This is a genomic window from Bacteroidota bacterium (assembly GCA_016194975.1).
GTDB lineage: Bacteria > Bacteroidota > Bacteroidia > Palsa-965 > Palsa-965.
In genome coordinates, this window is record JACQAM010000019.1 from 12,594 (window position 1) to 27,226 (window position 14,633).

The following is a 14,633-nucleotide window of genomic DNA, read 5'->3' on the forward strand; positions in this document are numbered from 1 at the left end:
GTTATTTGTATTTGATTCGGGTTTGTACTTCGAGAATTGTTCCGTCGCTTGCTAATTTGAAAATAGGTTTCGTGTCAAACTCAGGATCTTTTTCACGAATGCGATCAGACTTGTAAGGAATATTCAGCGCATCCAGTTCATTCGAAGAAAGCAATTCCACATTCAATCCGCTTTCGAAATGCATCACGTAACGTTTGTCGTGATAACGATAATGATCAAGTTCGGCTTTACTCAATGCAAGATTATAATCATCGATGTTGGAAACCGTATTTGGATTTGTAAAAACCCATGACCGGGGGTCGGTCATCGAAAACATCGGAAGAGAGAGAAGCAGGATAACGAGAAATCGTTTCATGTTCAGTGGTTTAGGTAGGTAAAAAGCAGCCCTAAGTTAAGAAAATTGAGTGATTTTCCAAATGAGAAGTTGTGGTTGCCAGTGTTTGTTTGAAAAATTCTTTGCACCCCGCCTGCCAATGCGCGAAGTTGAATCGCGTAAGAATAAACAGGCAGGCCACCGGTGTATCAGAATCAATTCGTGAACACCAGCCAATTACTTTGCCTTGAAGTGCGGAGTAATGAGGTTCCGAGAATTTTTATTTCACCGTTTTTTTTATCGCGATACCAACCTTCATCCCAGTCGCCCATATCGGTGTAAATGGCATCACACACTTTCATCACCATAAGATCGTGCGCGAATTCTTCGAGTGTGAGCGCTTTGTCTGATTCCACCATCGCGATTTTTCCGTTCTGAAAAATAACGATTGCTCTGCGTTGAAATAAACTCTGATCGCGATGGAAAGGAAGGGGAAGAGAATCTCTGACCAATTGAATTTGCTGAAAAAAAGAATTTTTTCCTTCAATCAGTTGCGCGACGAGTGAATCGGTGATCGCTTTTCCATCGTTGGTTCCCATGATCGAAACTTTTTCATTGCTAATGAGAAGCGCGCCGCCAAGATTATGATTTATTTTATTGCCGTTGTGAATTTTTCCATTGGCAATAAAAAGTCCATCGATGCTGTCGTCTTCAAGCCGTGTGAATGCTGCGGGAATACAAAGTTTCACAGCCGTATCCTTTTTTGTAGGGCGATGATCGCGCAATTCTATTTTCAAATTCCCTTTGAAAAAAAGAGAATAGCAGGAATGATCGCCGCAGAATTTTTCAGGAAAAAAATCACGCGTGGTGTCTGCTGAATTTTTCGCGGTTTGTTTCCCCGGATTTTCTCCACAGGAAACGAACCACAACAGAAAAATTAAAAAACTAATTGGAACGGCCCGCATCTGAAATTACTTTCCCGAGCAAGTTACAGCATTGTTCCCAATTGAATTTTTCATGAACGAGCTGGTAGCCATTCTCAGCAAGCCGTTCTCCTTTTTCCGGGTGATCGAGCAGCAGGCAGATCGCGTTCACAAATTGTTCCGGCGAATCGGCAACGAGTATCTGCCGGTCGGGAACTGCTCCTACCGCGTTGTTGGAAAGCGTAGTGGTGATGCAGGGAATTTTCATGGCCATCGCTTCCAGAATTTTATTCTGCATCCCGATGCTCGACAACATGGGAGCGACAAGAATTTTTGATCTTGAAAAATTTTCACGCACATCTTCCACCCAGCCGGTGACGATCACTTTTTCTGAACGCAATGCGAGTACTTCATTCGAAGGTGAAGCGCCGGAAATAATGAGGCGCGCATCGGGTTTGCTTTTCCACAAAAGTGGAAGAATATTTTTTACAATGTAAATTACGCTTTCCACATTCGGCGGGTAATTCATATTACCATTGAAAATAAGTTCGAATTCTTTTTTAGCAGCAACGGGTTTGAAATAATCGGTATCCACTCCGTTAGGGATCACAGCCACTTTGTTTTTTTCTGTCACCGGCAATAATTCACGATCCTGTTGCGAAATGATGCAATGTCCTTTGAAAGCGGCGAAAATATTTTTTTCATAACGCAGCAACCGTTTCCATTCCATCCGGAAAACCGGGCGCCTTACAAATCCTACTTTATCGATCCTTCTTTCTACGCCTTTCGAAAAAACATCCATGTAATCGATGGTGGCCGGAATATTGCGGTGAGCACGGATGTATTCTGCGGTACGGATGAGCTGGCAGAAGATACGGTCGGGTTTGTGTTTTAATACAACCGCATTGAATTTTCTTTTTGCTTTTCCAGAAGTGAAGTAAGCCACCTGCAGCGGTATGCCGGAGAAAAGACCGGCGACGAGATTGAAAAACAGCCGGAACTTTGAATGATCCGTGATGTGCACCTCTTTGCAGAATTTATGGAGTTCGGTCAGCGCATCTTTGTGCAGCGGTGTATCATTCACACAACACAGGATGATTTCGTGATTCTTTGCCAGTTGTTTCAATTGATGATACACCCGGAGTTTGTCGCCTTTTTCCAGCGGCCACGGAACGCGCGATGTGAAGCAGAGGATCTTCATCGGAGAATTTGCGAATAGAATTCAACTAATTTACCGGTGACTGAAGCGAGTCCGAATTCTTTTTCTGCCATGCGTGATGCATTGGCGCCGATCGTGTTCTTCATTTCCGGTTGGTTGAGCAAAGCTATGATTCCTTCTGAAAAATCACGGGCAGAATCTGCGATCACTGCATTCACTCCATGCATCATGCCGGTTCCTTCTGCGCCAACGGGAGTGGTAACGATGGCTTTTCCGCGCATCATCGCCTCCACAATTTTTATTTTGAGCCCGCCGCCGCTGTGCAGAGGAACTACCATCACGGAATGATCTCCCATGAATTTTACGGAGTCATTCACTTCACCGTGATTAAAAATATTTTTTCCGAAAAAACGTTTTTCATTTTTCACGAGCCCTTTGCCGGCGAAATGAAATTCTGCGCCTGGAATTTTTTCAAGCACCAAAGGCCAGCATTCGTGAATGAACCAGTCCACGGCATGAATATTCGGTTCCCAGTCCATTGCGCCAATATGAAAAACGGAATTCTTTTTTTCTGCGTCCTTCCCGGCATGCTTATCCTTTTTCATTCCGAACGGAATGGTACACAACTTTGTCCCGGTCATGGAAGAAAAAACTTTTTCGTCTTCAGAAGAAATCGGAACGATGCCGTCGACGAGAGAAAAAGTTTTCCGCTCGGCGGTTTCCATTTTTTTCGCGAGTGAGCGGAACCATTTTTTTTTCAGCCCGTCTTTTTCTTCCTCTGCGCGCTTGCGCCAGAGCAGGTGTTCCGCGTTATGCGCGCGCAAAATGATTTTCGCTTCAGAATTTTTCTTTATCACAGAAATGTACGGACTCATGTAAACACTTTCCAGTTGCACGATGTCGAATTTTTCATTGTGCAGGATATGTTTTATTTTATTTTCAACTTCCTTCGAATAAAATCTTGAAATGTTGAGTGAATCGGAAGAAAAAATATTCCGCAATGCAGCAGCAGGTTTTACAGCAGTATCGATGAATGAAAATTCAAAACCGGTTTGCTGTAAATAATCTGCCGGAATTTTTTCCTGCTGAAAAGGATGTTTTTGCGTAACGATTGAAAAAATTTTCACCTGTATTCCGGCATCGAGCAACCCCTGCGTTATCGCGTGCATGGCAAGACATCCGCCATCAACAGCGGGCAGGGGAGGTTTATTACAGAGTTGCAGAACACGCATTGTTATTCCGGTTTTGGAAAATCATCACTTTCAATTTCCACTACTTCACTCCCGATTCTTTTTTTTCTGAAACCCGGAATCCGCCTGCCGATATTTATGATCGTTCTTGTAATTGCGCCGGGATCGAACATATCAGAATCCGCAGTTGCTTTTCTTGTGAGCCATATTCCAAGCGGAATGAAACAAATGCAACCGAGCCACATTCCGAATTCAGGAGGAACATTTCCTTCTTTGGAAAGTTTTTCGCCAATGATACTCAGCACCCAGAAAATAATGAATGCGATAACGGAGATCACCACCGGCATGCCGAGTCCGCCCTTGCGGATAATCGCGCCCAGCGGTGCGCCAATGAAGAACATGAGGAGACAAGCGAAAGAGTACGTGAATTTTCTCCAGAATTCTATCTGGTAACGAAGGATCTCTTTTTTGTCGGCGTCGAGTTCATTGATCTTCGATTCAACAGAACTTTTCACATTCGTCGCTGAATTTATCGCGACCTCGTAAATTTTTTTCTTTTCTGCTTTAGTCGATCCGTCGAGCACATTTCCATTGGAGAAATTTGTTTTTGCTGTATCCGCTTCGCGGCAGAATTTATCGGTGCGCATGAAATAACCGCTCTTCATCGAACCGTAAAAATCATCACGATGTTCGCCCATTCTCCTGTACATGGTGTCGATATATTTTACGAGCTGATCGCCGCTGAGCATCTGCTGATTCTCTTTGAAAAGATCTTCGTTCGTGCGATTGAGTTTGAAAGCAGAAAGATCAAGACGCAGCACCTGGTCTTTAAAAGCAGTGCGCATGAACGGGTGCGTGATCCCTGAACGTTCCTGATTGGTAATATCCTTGTACGTATTGCCGTGAAATAATTCTATGAGCAGGTAATGTTTATCTTCTGTCTGCGACATCTTTCCGCTATCAGCAACTGTGAGCGCGGTATTGCCATAACCTTCGCTCTGATCGTAGATCATTACGCCATAAAGTCCTTTTCCGTCTTTTGATTTTTGCTGTACGCGAATGGTATATCCTTCTATCTGGTTGTAGAAAACGCCATCGGGAATACTCAACTCCGGTTTCTGATTCTGGATATCATAAAGCGTAGAAAGCATTTTCAGGTTGGTGTAGGGAAGAAGATAATCGGAGAATGCAAACGCACCGATCGTGACGATCACTGTGAAAATAATGAGTGGCCGCATAACGCGCAGGAGTGAGAGGCCGGAAGATTTCAGCGAAGCGAGTTCATAATGTTCTGCAAGATTTCCGAATGTCATCAGCGAAGAAAGCAGCACCGCCATTGGTAATGCAAGCGGCACCATGGACAGTGCAGCGTATGAAAAAAGTTCCGAGAGTGTTTTCCAGTCAAGCCCTTTACCGACGAGTTCATCCACCCACTTCCACAAAAACTGCATGAAGAGAATGAACACCGAGATCACGAAGGTCATCGCGAATGGCGGCAAATAACTTTTTAATGTAAAACGGGTGAGCGTTTTCAATGAAGTAAAGATAAGACGTGCGGGTTTATTTACACTCCCAACTTTTCCCAATAAAAAAATATTTTCCGCCGGCGATCAGAAGCTTTTGATCTTTTGAAAGATCATTTCAAGAAGAGCGGATTGTTCTGATTTTTTCTTCGTTGTTTTTTCCAGCAGTGTTATAGAACGTTCCAACTGTTCTTTATTAAAAGGTCCGTTCATATTTTCCACGATCACGGTCATGCTCTCGATGCAATCGCTGTAATTTCCGTCGGTGGCAATGTGAACGAAGAGTTCAAGATGTTCGCTGAAATCGAGACCGGTTTCCCAGCAGGTGCGGACGAGTGCAGCGCGATGCCTGAAAAATTCACGCAGTGAAAGAATACCGATGAGTAATTGTTGCGCTTTTCCATCACGAAGAATTCGCAGAACATCTTCACGTGTTTCTTTCAGGTTGGGATCGGTGAGTTGTGCAACAAGAGACGACACTAATTGCTGATCTACTTTTCCGTTGTTTGTTTTTACAATATGGGCAGGAACTTTCCCGAAATAAGCGCTGCTGAAATTTTCTGATTCGTGAAAAAAAGGTTCGGATGTGTTTGTGCCTTCACTCATTTTGCAAATGGATTTTGAGATTTGAAATTTTGAAATTCGTAACGTTATCGTTCTCCGAAAATCGAACTTCCCACCCTGATCATCGAACTTCCTTCTTTCACGGCAATTTTCCAGTCGCTGCTCATTCCTATGGAAAGAATGATAAATGATGAATGATGAATGATGAATTGATCGAAGAGGTGTTTTAAGGATCGGAATTCCGCTCGAACCTGTTCATGATCTTCTGTATTGCTCGCCATTCCCATCAATCCTTTTATTTCCACGTTCGGATATTTATTTTCAGGATCTGAATTCAGGAGAGCGGTTGCTTCTTCGGCGGAAAATCCGAATTTGGTTTCTTCCTTCGCGATGAAGATCTGCAGCAAGACCGGGATGATACGGTTATTTTTTTTTGCCTGTTTATCGATCTCAGCGAGTAATTTTTCACTGTCCACAGAATGAATGAGGTGAATGAAAGGTGCGATGAATTTCACTTTGTTCGATTGCAAATGGCCGATGAGATGCCAGCGAATATCCTTCGGCAGTGAGTTGTATTTGGGCACAACCTCCTGTACTTTATTCTCACCAAAGTCGCGCTGGCCCGCATCATACGCCTGCATGATCTCCGCCACTGATTTTGTTTTACTAACGGCAACTAAGGTCACTTCTATTGGAAGGGAATGCTTTAATTGAAGGATATTTTCTTTGATGGACATTTTCACTCCGATAGGGAAAATACGACAAGCCCGCTCCTCATCTTTGGTTCTATCCATGTTGTTTTAGGCGGCATGATGTTTCCACTGTCGGCAATGCGTTTCAGTTCTTCCATCTGCACGGGATATAATCCGAAAGCAACTTTGAATTTCCAGTGGTCCACCTGGTTCCTTAATTCTTCTGCGCCTTTTATTCCCGAAACAAAACCAATGCGCGGATCTGTTTTCAGATCTGAAATGCCGAGAACAGGGGAGAGAATAAGTGTTGTGAGTAAATGTGCGTCCAGCGACTGAACAGGTTCTTCATCTTTTGCGCGGCCGCTTTTCATTTTAAGTTCGAACCATTTTCCCCCGAGGTACATGGAGAAAATATGTTTGGATGAAGGAACAAAAATTTTATTGCCATGATCAGCAATATCAAAATCTTTTCTGAGTGCATCCATGAACTGCGATTCAGAAAGTCCGTTCAGATCACGAACGACGCGGTTGAAATCAAAAATTTTCAGTTGCGATTCAGGAAAAAAAATACCGAGATAATAATTCCACGGCTCTTGCCCGGAGTAACCCGGATTTTTTTCTCTTCGTGATCTGCCGAGTAATGCAGAAGAAGCGGAACGATGATGTCCGTCGGCAATGTAAACGGACGAAACATTTTCGAATTCTTTTTTCAATTGCTTCACCTGTTGTTCCTCATCGATCACCCACAACTGGTGATGCACACGATCGGTAGTGGTAAAATCGTACTCGGCACGTTCTGCAGTTTTATCAGCAATGATTTTATCAATCCCTTTTTCGTCGGGATAACAGAAGAGAACCGGTTCAGCATTGAAATCGCAAACGTCGAGATACTCCATTAATTTTTTTTCCCGCTCCGTCAGCGTTTGTTCATGAATACGGATCGTGCCGTTCATGTAATCTTCAATGCTCGTGCACGCAATAACGCCGGTGTAAGTATTTCCGAGTTTTTCCTGGCGATAAACATAGAAGCAGGGTTTTTCATCGTGAAGAAAAATTCCCTCCTCAATAAATTCCGCGTATTGATCCCTGATCTTTTTCAGACGGTCATTTGACCCGGGCTTTGTTCGTTTTCCGTCTTTGAAATCGGGATGAATGACGTGGAGAAATGTGTAAGGATTTGATTTTAATTTTTCATGAAGATCATTTCTCGAATAATTATCGACCGAACGTGAAGCCACCAAACCCACTTTGTCGCGTGTTGGACGAATTCCTTTGAATGGAATAACTGTTGCCATCGTTCAGTTGTCGGTTACTTGTGTTTGTTTCTTGGTTACTTGTGTTTGTTTGTTGGTTGCTTGTGTTGCATTGTTTCTTGGTTGCCTGACTAACTTGTCAGACTGAACCCTGAGCTTGTCGAATGGGTCGAAGGCTGCTTGAGATCAGGAAAGCGCTATGATAATTTTTTCTGCCAATTCCACGCCAATTCTTTCCTGCGCTTCTTCAGTCGCAGCGCCGATATGCGGTGTCAATGAAATTTTTTCGTGCGTGAGAATTTCTTTCATCGGTTTCGGTTCGTTCACAAAAACATCGAGACAGGCGTGTGCAATTTTTCCTGAATTCAAAGCTTCGATCAGGTCATGCTCTTCGATCACTCCGCCACGTGATGCGTTGATGAGGATCACACCTTTCTTCATCATTGAAATTTCTTTTTCTGTGATCACTTTTCCACCTGGAACATGCAGCGAAATAAAATCAGATTGTTCAAGTACATGATCGAAAGTTGTTGTAGTAATTTTTACGCGCACGGGAGAAACAGAATAAATATCAAGTTCTATCAGCGCTTCTTCCAGGTAAGGATCATGCGCAACGATCTTCATTCCCAATCCCAACCCGATCTTAGCAACGGACTGACCGATCCTTCCGAAGCCGACAATGCCGAGCGTTTTTCCTTTTAACTCAATTCCTTTCGAATATTTTTTCTTCAGCGCGTCGAATTCTGTATTTCCCTTCGCAGGCATTTGCCGGTTTGAATCGTAAAGAAAACGCACGGCGCCGAAGAGATGTGCGAAAACAAGTTCAGCAACAGAATGCGAAGAAGCTGCCGGCGTATTGATCACTTCTATGTTTTTGCTTTTTGCATATTCCACATCGATGTTGTCCATTCCCACACCACCGCGCGCGATCACTTTCAATTCGGGGCAGGCGTCGATCAGATCTTTGCGCACCTTCGTTGCAGAACGAACCGTGAGCGCAGCATATTTTTTTTCATTGATCGTCTCAGAAAGTTTTTCCTGCGGAACTTTTTCTGTGACCACTTCAAATCCTGCTTTCTCCAGCAGTTCTTTTCCTTTTGCGTCGATGCCGTCGTTGGCGAGAATTTTTTTCATAGTAAATTATTAGCTGAGAATTATTCAAAGCTGATTTTGCTTCGTACAAGGTCCCTTATTTTTTCAGTTATTTGAAGATAGACCATAGCCTGCGAATGATCGGGTGCGATCGCTTCATCGGGATAACGTATGTCAACGGCAAAATCATTAATATTTTTCAAGTCGATGCCTCTGAAATCAGGATCAAAATGCCCGCATTTCTCAAGTAGAAATTCGCAATCATGAGTTTTTTCAATGTCCTGAGAGTTGTAAAAGAGATAAGCTTTGAGATATTTTTCAACGGATTGCTGACATAAAAAGCAGGGAACATCTAACACCAAAGGATTGTGTTCAAAAAGAACTTGCGCTGAAGAAAAGTCGTGTTCCACTTTTTCAAGCCAGGATAAAATATGCTCTTTCTTATTCATTTTATAATTCTATAGCTTCACGAATCGCGTAACGAATGATGTGGCCATGTAATTCCTTTTTGCTGTCAACTTCCTCCTCGCTGTCAACTAAAACATCAACGGGAGCATGTAACGCATAAACAAGGGCGCGATTAAGTTTTCCTCTCCAGGTAAATTTTTCATGAGGTTTAAAATTTTCTTTTGTGATAACCAACACATCGTAATCGCTGCTTTTGTTAAAGTCTCCTCTTGCATGCGAACCGAAAAGCAAAACTCTGGCGTCGGGCAGCAACGATAGTACCGTTGATTTTATGAGTTGAGCAACTTCAGCGTTTGCCATAAGACGAAATTAAAATTTAATTACGGATATGAATTCGGAATATTTATTTGTGTTGATCGCTTCCGCCAATTTATTCTGCGGAACTTTTTCTGTTTCTACTTCAAAGCAGGCTTTCTCCAGGAGTTCTTTTCCTTTTGCGTCGATGCCGTCGTTGGCTAATATTTTCTTTGACATAAAAATGGTTATTGGTCATTGGTTCTTCGATCTTGTCATGAATGGAATAATACCTAATGACAACTGCGCAATGACAATTTTATTACGCAAACTTTTTTTCAAAATCCATCATCACCTGCACGAGCGCTTTCACACTGTCGAGCGTGAGTGCGTTGTACAGTGATGCGCGGTATCCACCCACATCGCGATGGCCGCGCAGTTGAGAGATGCCTGCATCTTTCCACATCTTGTCGAATTCCGGTTCGAGTTCGGGACGTGTCATCACGAAAGTTACATTCATCCGCGAGCGATCTGTTTTGTCGAGCACTGTTCCGGCGAATAAACAATTGCGGTCGATCTCACCGTACATCATATTCGCTTTGTCATTATTTATTTTATCGATCCAGGAAAGTCCGCCGTTTTGTTTCAGCCATTTCAATGTGAGCATGCAAACGTAGATCGGGAAAACGGGAGGCGTGTTTGCCATTGATCCGCCTTTGATGTGCGCCTGGTAATCGAGCATGCTCAGCATTTTTCTCCCGGTTTTTCCGAGAATATCTTCACGCACAGCAATCATTGTTGCACCAGCCGGCCCCATATTTTTTTGTGCACCTGCGTAAATGAGTGAGAATTGATTCCCGTCAACAGGCCCGCTGAAAATATCGGATGACATGTCCACTACAACCGGAATATTTGTTTTCGGAAAAGATTTCATTTCTGTTCCGTAGATCGTGTTGTTCGAAGTGATGTGGAGATAATCGGCGTCACCGGGAATTTCATAATTCTTCGGAACGTAAGCGAATTTTTTGTCTTCGGAAGATGCGATCACTTTTGTATTGCCAACGATCTTCGCTTCCCTGATCGCTTTTCCCGCCCACACACCCGTGTTCACATACGCCGCATACCCATCGGTGCGCAGGAGATTGTAAGGCACCATCGCAAATTGCATGCTTGCTCCTCCACCGAGATAAAGTACCTGCCAGCCATTTCCGAGCCCGAGCAATTCTTTCACGAGTTCACGCGATTCGTCCATTACTTTTTCAAAATTTTTCGAGCGATGAGAAATTTCGAGCAGGGAAAGATTCAGGTTGTCGAAATTGAGAACAGCTTCAGCAGCTTGTTTGATCACATCGGCCGGAAGAATTCCCGGGCCTGGACTGAAATTGTGGATTTTTTTCACGAGTGTTGAAGTAGACATGATTTGCCGGTATTTTTCATTGGCAAAGTTACTATTTAAGTCGGGTTGCGGGACGGATTTTTCTCAAATCTTCATTCACAAATAAGAAGTAATTTCGGAACATGAAAATTCTGATCCTCAACGGGCCGAATCTTAATTTATTGGGCAAACGTGAACCGGAAATTTACGGACACGCCGGTTTCGATGAATTTTTCTCAACGCTCAAAAAAGAATTTCCTGATGTGCAGCTTGAATATTTTCAAAGCAACGTGGAAGGAGAACTCATTAACAAACTTCATGAAACCGGATTTTCATTCGATGGAATTATTTTCAATCCCGGTGGATACACGCATACTTCTGTAGCGATCGGTGATGCGGTTGCTTCCATAAAAACCCCGGTGATCGAAGTGCATATTTCAAATGTTTTTGCACGCGAAGAATTCCGCCACACTTCTTTCATTGCGAAACACTGCAAAGGAAGTATAACCGGACTCGGGCTCAATGGATATCGGCTGGCGATAGAGGCATTTCTTTTCTGATACTTTCATGCGCATAATTTATTTCCGGAAATTCACAATTCAAAACTCACGACTCATAACTTTGCCCAATGGGAATGGATGTTCCTCGAATTTATTTGCAGCGTGTAGTGATCATTGGCGGAGGATTTGCCGGAATTGAACTGGCAAAAGAGTTGCGCGGATATTTCCAGGTGGTGATGATAGACCGGAATAATTTTCACACTTTTCAGCCGTTGCTTTACCAGGTGGCGACGGCGGGCATCGAACCCGATTCAATCGTTTTTCCATTGAGAAAAATTTTCAAGGGAATGAAAAATTTTTATTTCAGGATGGCGGAAGTAACGAGCGTCATTCCCGGAAAAAAATAAAATTGAAACGAACATCGGCGAACTGGAATATGATTTTCTTGTAATTGCAACCGGTTCCGATACGAGTTATTTCGGAATGGAAGAATTGCGGATGAAAAGTATGCCGATGAAAACGGTGCAGGAAGCGTTGAATCTCCGCAGTTGCATTCTCGAAAATTTTGAAATGGCCGTCACGTGTACAGACCTGCGCGAGCGTGATGCGCTCATGACGTACGTGATCGCCGGTGGCGGGCCTACAGGTGTGGAACTCGCGGGCGCACTCGCGGAACTGAAACAACATGTGCTGCCGAATGATTATCCCGAACTCGATTTCATGAATATGAATATTCACCTCGTGGATAACGGCGAACGTGTGCTGGGTGCAATGGGAGAACGTTCTTCTGAAAAAGCAAAACAGTATCTCGAAAAAATGGGAGTGAAAGTCTGGTTGAAAACAAGAGTGACCGGTTACGACGGAAAAAATGTTTTCACAGCATCGGAAAAAAATATTCCATGCTCCACACTTATCTGGGCTGCGGGCGTAATGGGAAAAATTATCAATGGAATTCCGCCTGATGCTGTTTTGCAAAATGGAAGAATAAAAGTAGACGAATGCAATAAAGTTTCAGGCACAGAAAATATTTTTGCTTTGGGTGATGTTGCTTTCATGATGCAGGAAAAATTTCCGAAAGGCCATCCGCAGGTTGCGCAGGTTGCGATTCAGCAGGGAATTAATCTGGGTAAAAATCTTTGTTCGGGAATGAATGTGGTGCATTGGAAAAAATTCAGTTATCATGACAAAGGTTCGATGGCTACAGTAGGAAGAAATAAAGCGGTGGTGGAAACGAAGCGGATAAAAACGCAGGGATTTTTTGCATGGCTCATCTGGATGTTCATTCATCTTTTATTCTTGGTGGGTTTCCGCAACAGGATCATCGTATTCTTCAACTGGCTCATCAGTTATTTCAATTATGAACGCGGGTTGCGTCTTATTATTCGTCCATTCAAATCAAAAAAAATTGGCTGAGATACTCAACATAAGTGAGCGTGCTTCCTATCTTGGAAAAGAGGAAGAGATAAGTATTGTCATTACCGCATCGGGCGACAAAATAAAAACGAGAAATATTTCACTGTTGCTTGTGTTATGGATCGCCGGGGGAGCAACCATCATTTACGGATATTTCGGAATGACAGATGAAAAATCGAAGATCGTTACATTGGTGTGGCTTGCCTTCTGGGGATATTTTTTATACATCATGGGAAAATCGGCCATGTGGCAATGGAAAGGAAGAGAGATCATAAAAATAAGATCATCCACTTTGTATTATAAAAAAGACATTAATGGAAGAGGATGGGTGCAGAATTATCCGTTGGATGAAATAAAAAAACTGGAAGTGAAAAAAAACAATGCGCCTTCATGGATCAATAAGATCGGCGGCGATTACTGGAACACAGATTGCGATTCCATTTCATTCATACATGGAGAAAAGGAAATTAATTTCGGATACAAACTTACGGAGCATGAATCGGCGAAGATCGTTTCACTCTTGCAGCGCGCCATGAAAAATTCAAAGTGATTTTTCCATCCTGTAATGCTGGATAAGGTTCCACATGATGAACGATTTTTCCATTTGCCTGTAACCAAGAGCAAGATAAAACGGAACAGCATTCTCTCTCGCCTGCAATATTATTCTTGAGAATTTAAGTCGGCGTGCTTCTTCTTCGAGAAAATCAACCAATTTTTTTCCTACACCTTTTCCCTGTTGATCTTCGCGCACGCCCATGAAACGGATTTGTCCCTCTTCTGCAGAATTTTTATGGAGTCGTGCAACGCCCACCACTTCATCTTTTTCATTCACTGCTATCGCATGGAAAGAAATTTTTTCCAACTCATCTTTTTCAGAACCTTCGGGCTGATCCCATTTTTTTCTAAGCACTTCCCAGCGCAGACGGTAATATTTTTTAAAATCTTCTGAGGATTCCGGTTGACGGATGATCATAACAGATCAGAACTTCGAGTGCGTCTTCTTGATCTTGCCCAACTTGTAATTCACGGTGATGTGCATGAACATATAGGCATCGTTGTGTTTCGAATCGCCTCGTTGCTGGCCAACGCCTGTCGGATCAATTCCGCCATTGTCACCAGCAGTGATTGTGTGGTTGGTAGGATTTGCAAAATGAATAGCAGTAGTTGCATTCGATCCGAAATAAGAAGTCAGTAAAGCAGGATCAACATACACAGTGCTCACATCGTCAATATAATCGGTGAGGGTGAGTCGTAAGCCGAATTCAATTCCAAGACTGAAACGGCGATTCATTGCATATTTGAATCCAAGTCCCATTGGAAAACAAACGGAATAATTGGAATACATTGGTAATCCCGGCTTGAGGCCTTCACCTTCCGTTCGCATATCTCTCAGATTGTACCATTGTCCCTGGTCGAAACCTTTCGGGTTGAAATAAAATCCGCCCACTCCGAGGAATCCATATTCCTGAATATCGATATGTCTCCACCCGTGAATTTTTTTGTAATTGTAAATATGTCCCGGCCGTTCTTTCGAGAAATAGAATTCTACCTGTCCGGAGAATTCGAAAATGTTTGATTTAAAATTCAGGTTGCGGTTATTGCGGTAACGTTCAAGGGTAAGATTATCATCGCCATAAATTTTTCCGTAAACAAAGTTTGCGCGAAAACCAACATAACGGCTTTTCCTGTAACGCAAATGAACTCCGAAAGAAGGGCGGGTGAGTGAAAGTTCCAGGTCGCGGACAAAATGTGTTCCTATCTGATTGGCTCCACCAAGATCACCGAGAAAATTCGAAGCGCCAAGATCAACTCCTGCTTCCCACTTGTAATGCTTATTCCGCTGTGCAAAGCCAATGAGCGGCAACGCCAGCAAACAAATAAATAATACGCGACGGAATAATAGAATTTTCATGCAAATAGGGTCAATACAAATT

16 protein-coding genes and 2 pseudogenes are annotated in these 14,633 nt (G+C 43.1%); 3 read left to right on the top strand and 15 right to left on the bottom strand.

Translation table 11 applies throughout. From position 1 onward, the window contains the following. Window position 1: 1 nt before the first annotated feature. The 13 genes and pseudogenes from HY064_11660 to serC all read right to left on the bottom strand — a co-directional run bounded on the left by HY064_11660 (window position 2) and on the right by serC (window position 10,828). Window positions 2-355 carry a hypothetical protein gene (locus tag HY064_11660; GenBank protein ID MBI3511313.1) on the bottom strand — a complete coding sequence of 118 codons (354 nt, stop codon included), beginning with the start codon at window positions 353-355 and terminating at the stop codon, window positions 2-4. A 173-nt stretch (window positions 356-528) separates the two neighbouring features. Further along, entirely contained in the window at window positions 529-1,278 is a 750-nt protein-coding gene (locus HY064_11665; GenBank protein ID MBI3511314.1) for a hypothetical protein, read from the bottom strand. Next, entirely contained in the window at window positions 1,259-2,437 is a 1,179-nt protein-coding gene (locus HY064_11670; GenBank protein ID MBI3511315.1) for a glycosyltransferase, read from the bottom strand. The genes HY064_11665 and HY064_11670 overlap by 20 nt, the downstream gene beginning before the upstream one ends. After that, complete coding sequence (locus tag HY064_11675) at window positions 2,434-3,627, bottom strand: glycosyltransferase (protein MBI3511316.1); 1,194 nt, start codon at window positions 3,625-3,627, stop codon at window positions 2,434-2,436. Before HY064_11675 ends, HY064_11670 begins: the two co-directional genes overlap by 4 nt. A 2-nt stretch (window positions 3,628-3,629) precedes the next feature. Further along, on the bottom strand, window positions 3,630-5,120 hold the full coding sequence (locus HY064_11680) for an LptF/LptG family permease (GenBank protein MBI3511317.1): 1,491 nt from the start codon (window positions 5,118-5,120) through the stop codon (window positions 3,630-3,632). A gap of 75 nt (window positions 5,121-5,195) precedes the next feature. Next, a complete protein-coding gene (locus tag HY064_11685; GenBank protein ID MBI3511318.1) occupies window positions 5,196-5,714 on the bottom strand; it encodes a hypothetical protein in 519 nt (172 codons plus the stop codon). Window positions 5,715-5,758: 44 nt separating this feature from the next. Then, a complete protein-coding gene (locus tag HY064_11690) occupies window positions 5,759-6,409 on the bottom strand; it encodes a YggS family pyridoxal phosphate-dependent enzyme (GenBank protein MBI3511319.1) in 651 nt (216 codons plus the stop codon). Between the two features lie 2 nt (window positions 6,410-6,411). Further along, window positions 6,412-7,659, bottom strand: a complete 1,248-nt coding sequence (locus tag HY064_11695; GenBank protein ID MBI3511320.1) for a DUF1015 domain-containing protein — start codon at window positions 7,657-7,659, stop codon at window positions 6,412-6,414. A gap of 144 nt (window positions 7,660-7,803) precedes the next feature. Next, window positions 7,804-8,751, bottom strand: a complete 948-nt coding sequence (locus HY064_11700; GenBank protein MBI3511321.1) for a D-2-hydroxyacid dehydrogenase — start codon at window positions 8,749-8,751, stop codon at window positions 7,804-7,806. 20 nt (window positions 8,752-8,771) lie between these two features. Further along, a complete protein-coding gene (locus tag HY064_11705) occupies window positions 8,772-9,158 on the bottom strand; it encodes a HEPN domain-containing protein (GenBank protein MBI3511322.1) in 387 nt (128 codons plus the stop codon). Between the two features lies 1 nt (window position 9,159). Continuing rightward, window positions 9,160-9,477, bottom strand: a complete 318-nt coding sequence (locus HY064_11710) for a nucleotidyltransferase domain-containing protein (protein ID MBI3511323.1) — start codon at window positions 9,475-9,477, stop codon at window positions 9,160-9,162. Between the two features lie 54 nt (window positions 9,478-9,531). Further along, window positions 9,532-9,651: pseudogene (locus HY064_11715) on the bottom strand (3-phosphoglycerate dehydrogenase). Window positions 9,652-9,733: 82 nt separating this feature from the next. Beyond that, a complete protein-coding gene (gene serC, locus HY064_11720; protein ID MBI3511324.1) occupies window positions 9,734-10,828 on the bottom strand; it encodes a 3-phosphoserine/phosphohydroxythreonine transaminase in 1,095 nt (364 codons plus the stop codon). A 101-nt stretch (window positions 10,829-10,929) separates the two neighbouring features. Here serC and aroQ point away from each other — a divergent pair, with 101 nt between their 5' ends. The 3 genes and pseudogenes from aroQ to HY064_11735 all read left to right on the top strand — a co-directional run bounded on the left by aroQ (window position 10,930) and on the right by HY064_11735 (window position 13,249). Further along, complete coding sequence (aroQ, locus tag HY064_11725) at window positions 10,930-11,346, top strand: type II 3-dehydroquinate dehydratase (GenBank protein MBI3511325.1); 417 nt, start codon at window positions 10,930-10,932, stop codon at window positions 11,344-11,346. A gap of 74 nt (window positions 11,347-11,420) precedes the next feature. Next, window positions 11,421-12,699, top strand: a pseudogene (locus HY064_11730) (NAD(P)/FAD-dependent oxidoreductase). After that, complete coding sequence (locus HY064_11735) at window positions 12,692-13,249, top strand: hypothetical protein (protein ID MBI3511326.1); 558 nt, start codon at window positions 12,692-12,694, stop codon at window positions 13,247-13,249. Before HY064_11730 ends, HY064_11735 begins: the two are co-directional and overlap by 8 nt. Here HY064_11735 and HY064_11740 read toward each other — a convergent pair. Together HY064_11740 and HY064_11745 are read right to left on the bottom strand one after the other, a co-directional pair. Next, window positions 13,241-13,672 (bottom strand): GNAT family N-acetyltransferase, encoded by a 432-nt coding sequence (locus HY064_11740; protein ID MBI3511327.1) that lies wholly within the window; start codon window positions 13,670-13,672, stop codon window positions 13,241-13,243. The genes HY064_11735 and HY064_11740 overlap by 9 nt on opposite strands. Window positions 13,673-13,678: 6 nt before the next feature. Continuing rightward, window positions 13,679-14,611 carry a hypothetical protein gene (locus tag HY064_11745; protein ID MBI3511328.1) on the bottom strand — a complete coding sequence of 311 codons (933 nt, stop codon included), beginning with the start codon at window positions 14,609-14,611 and terminating at the stop codon, window positions 13,679-13,681. Window positions 14,612-14,633: the final 22 nt, after the last annotated feature.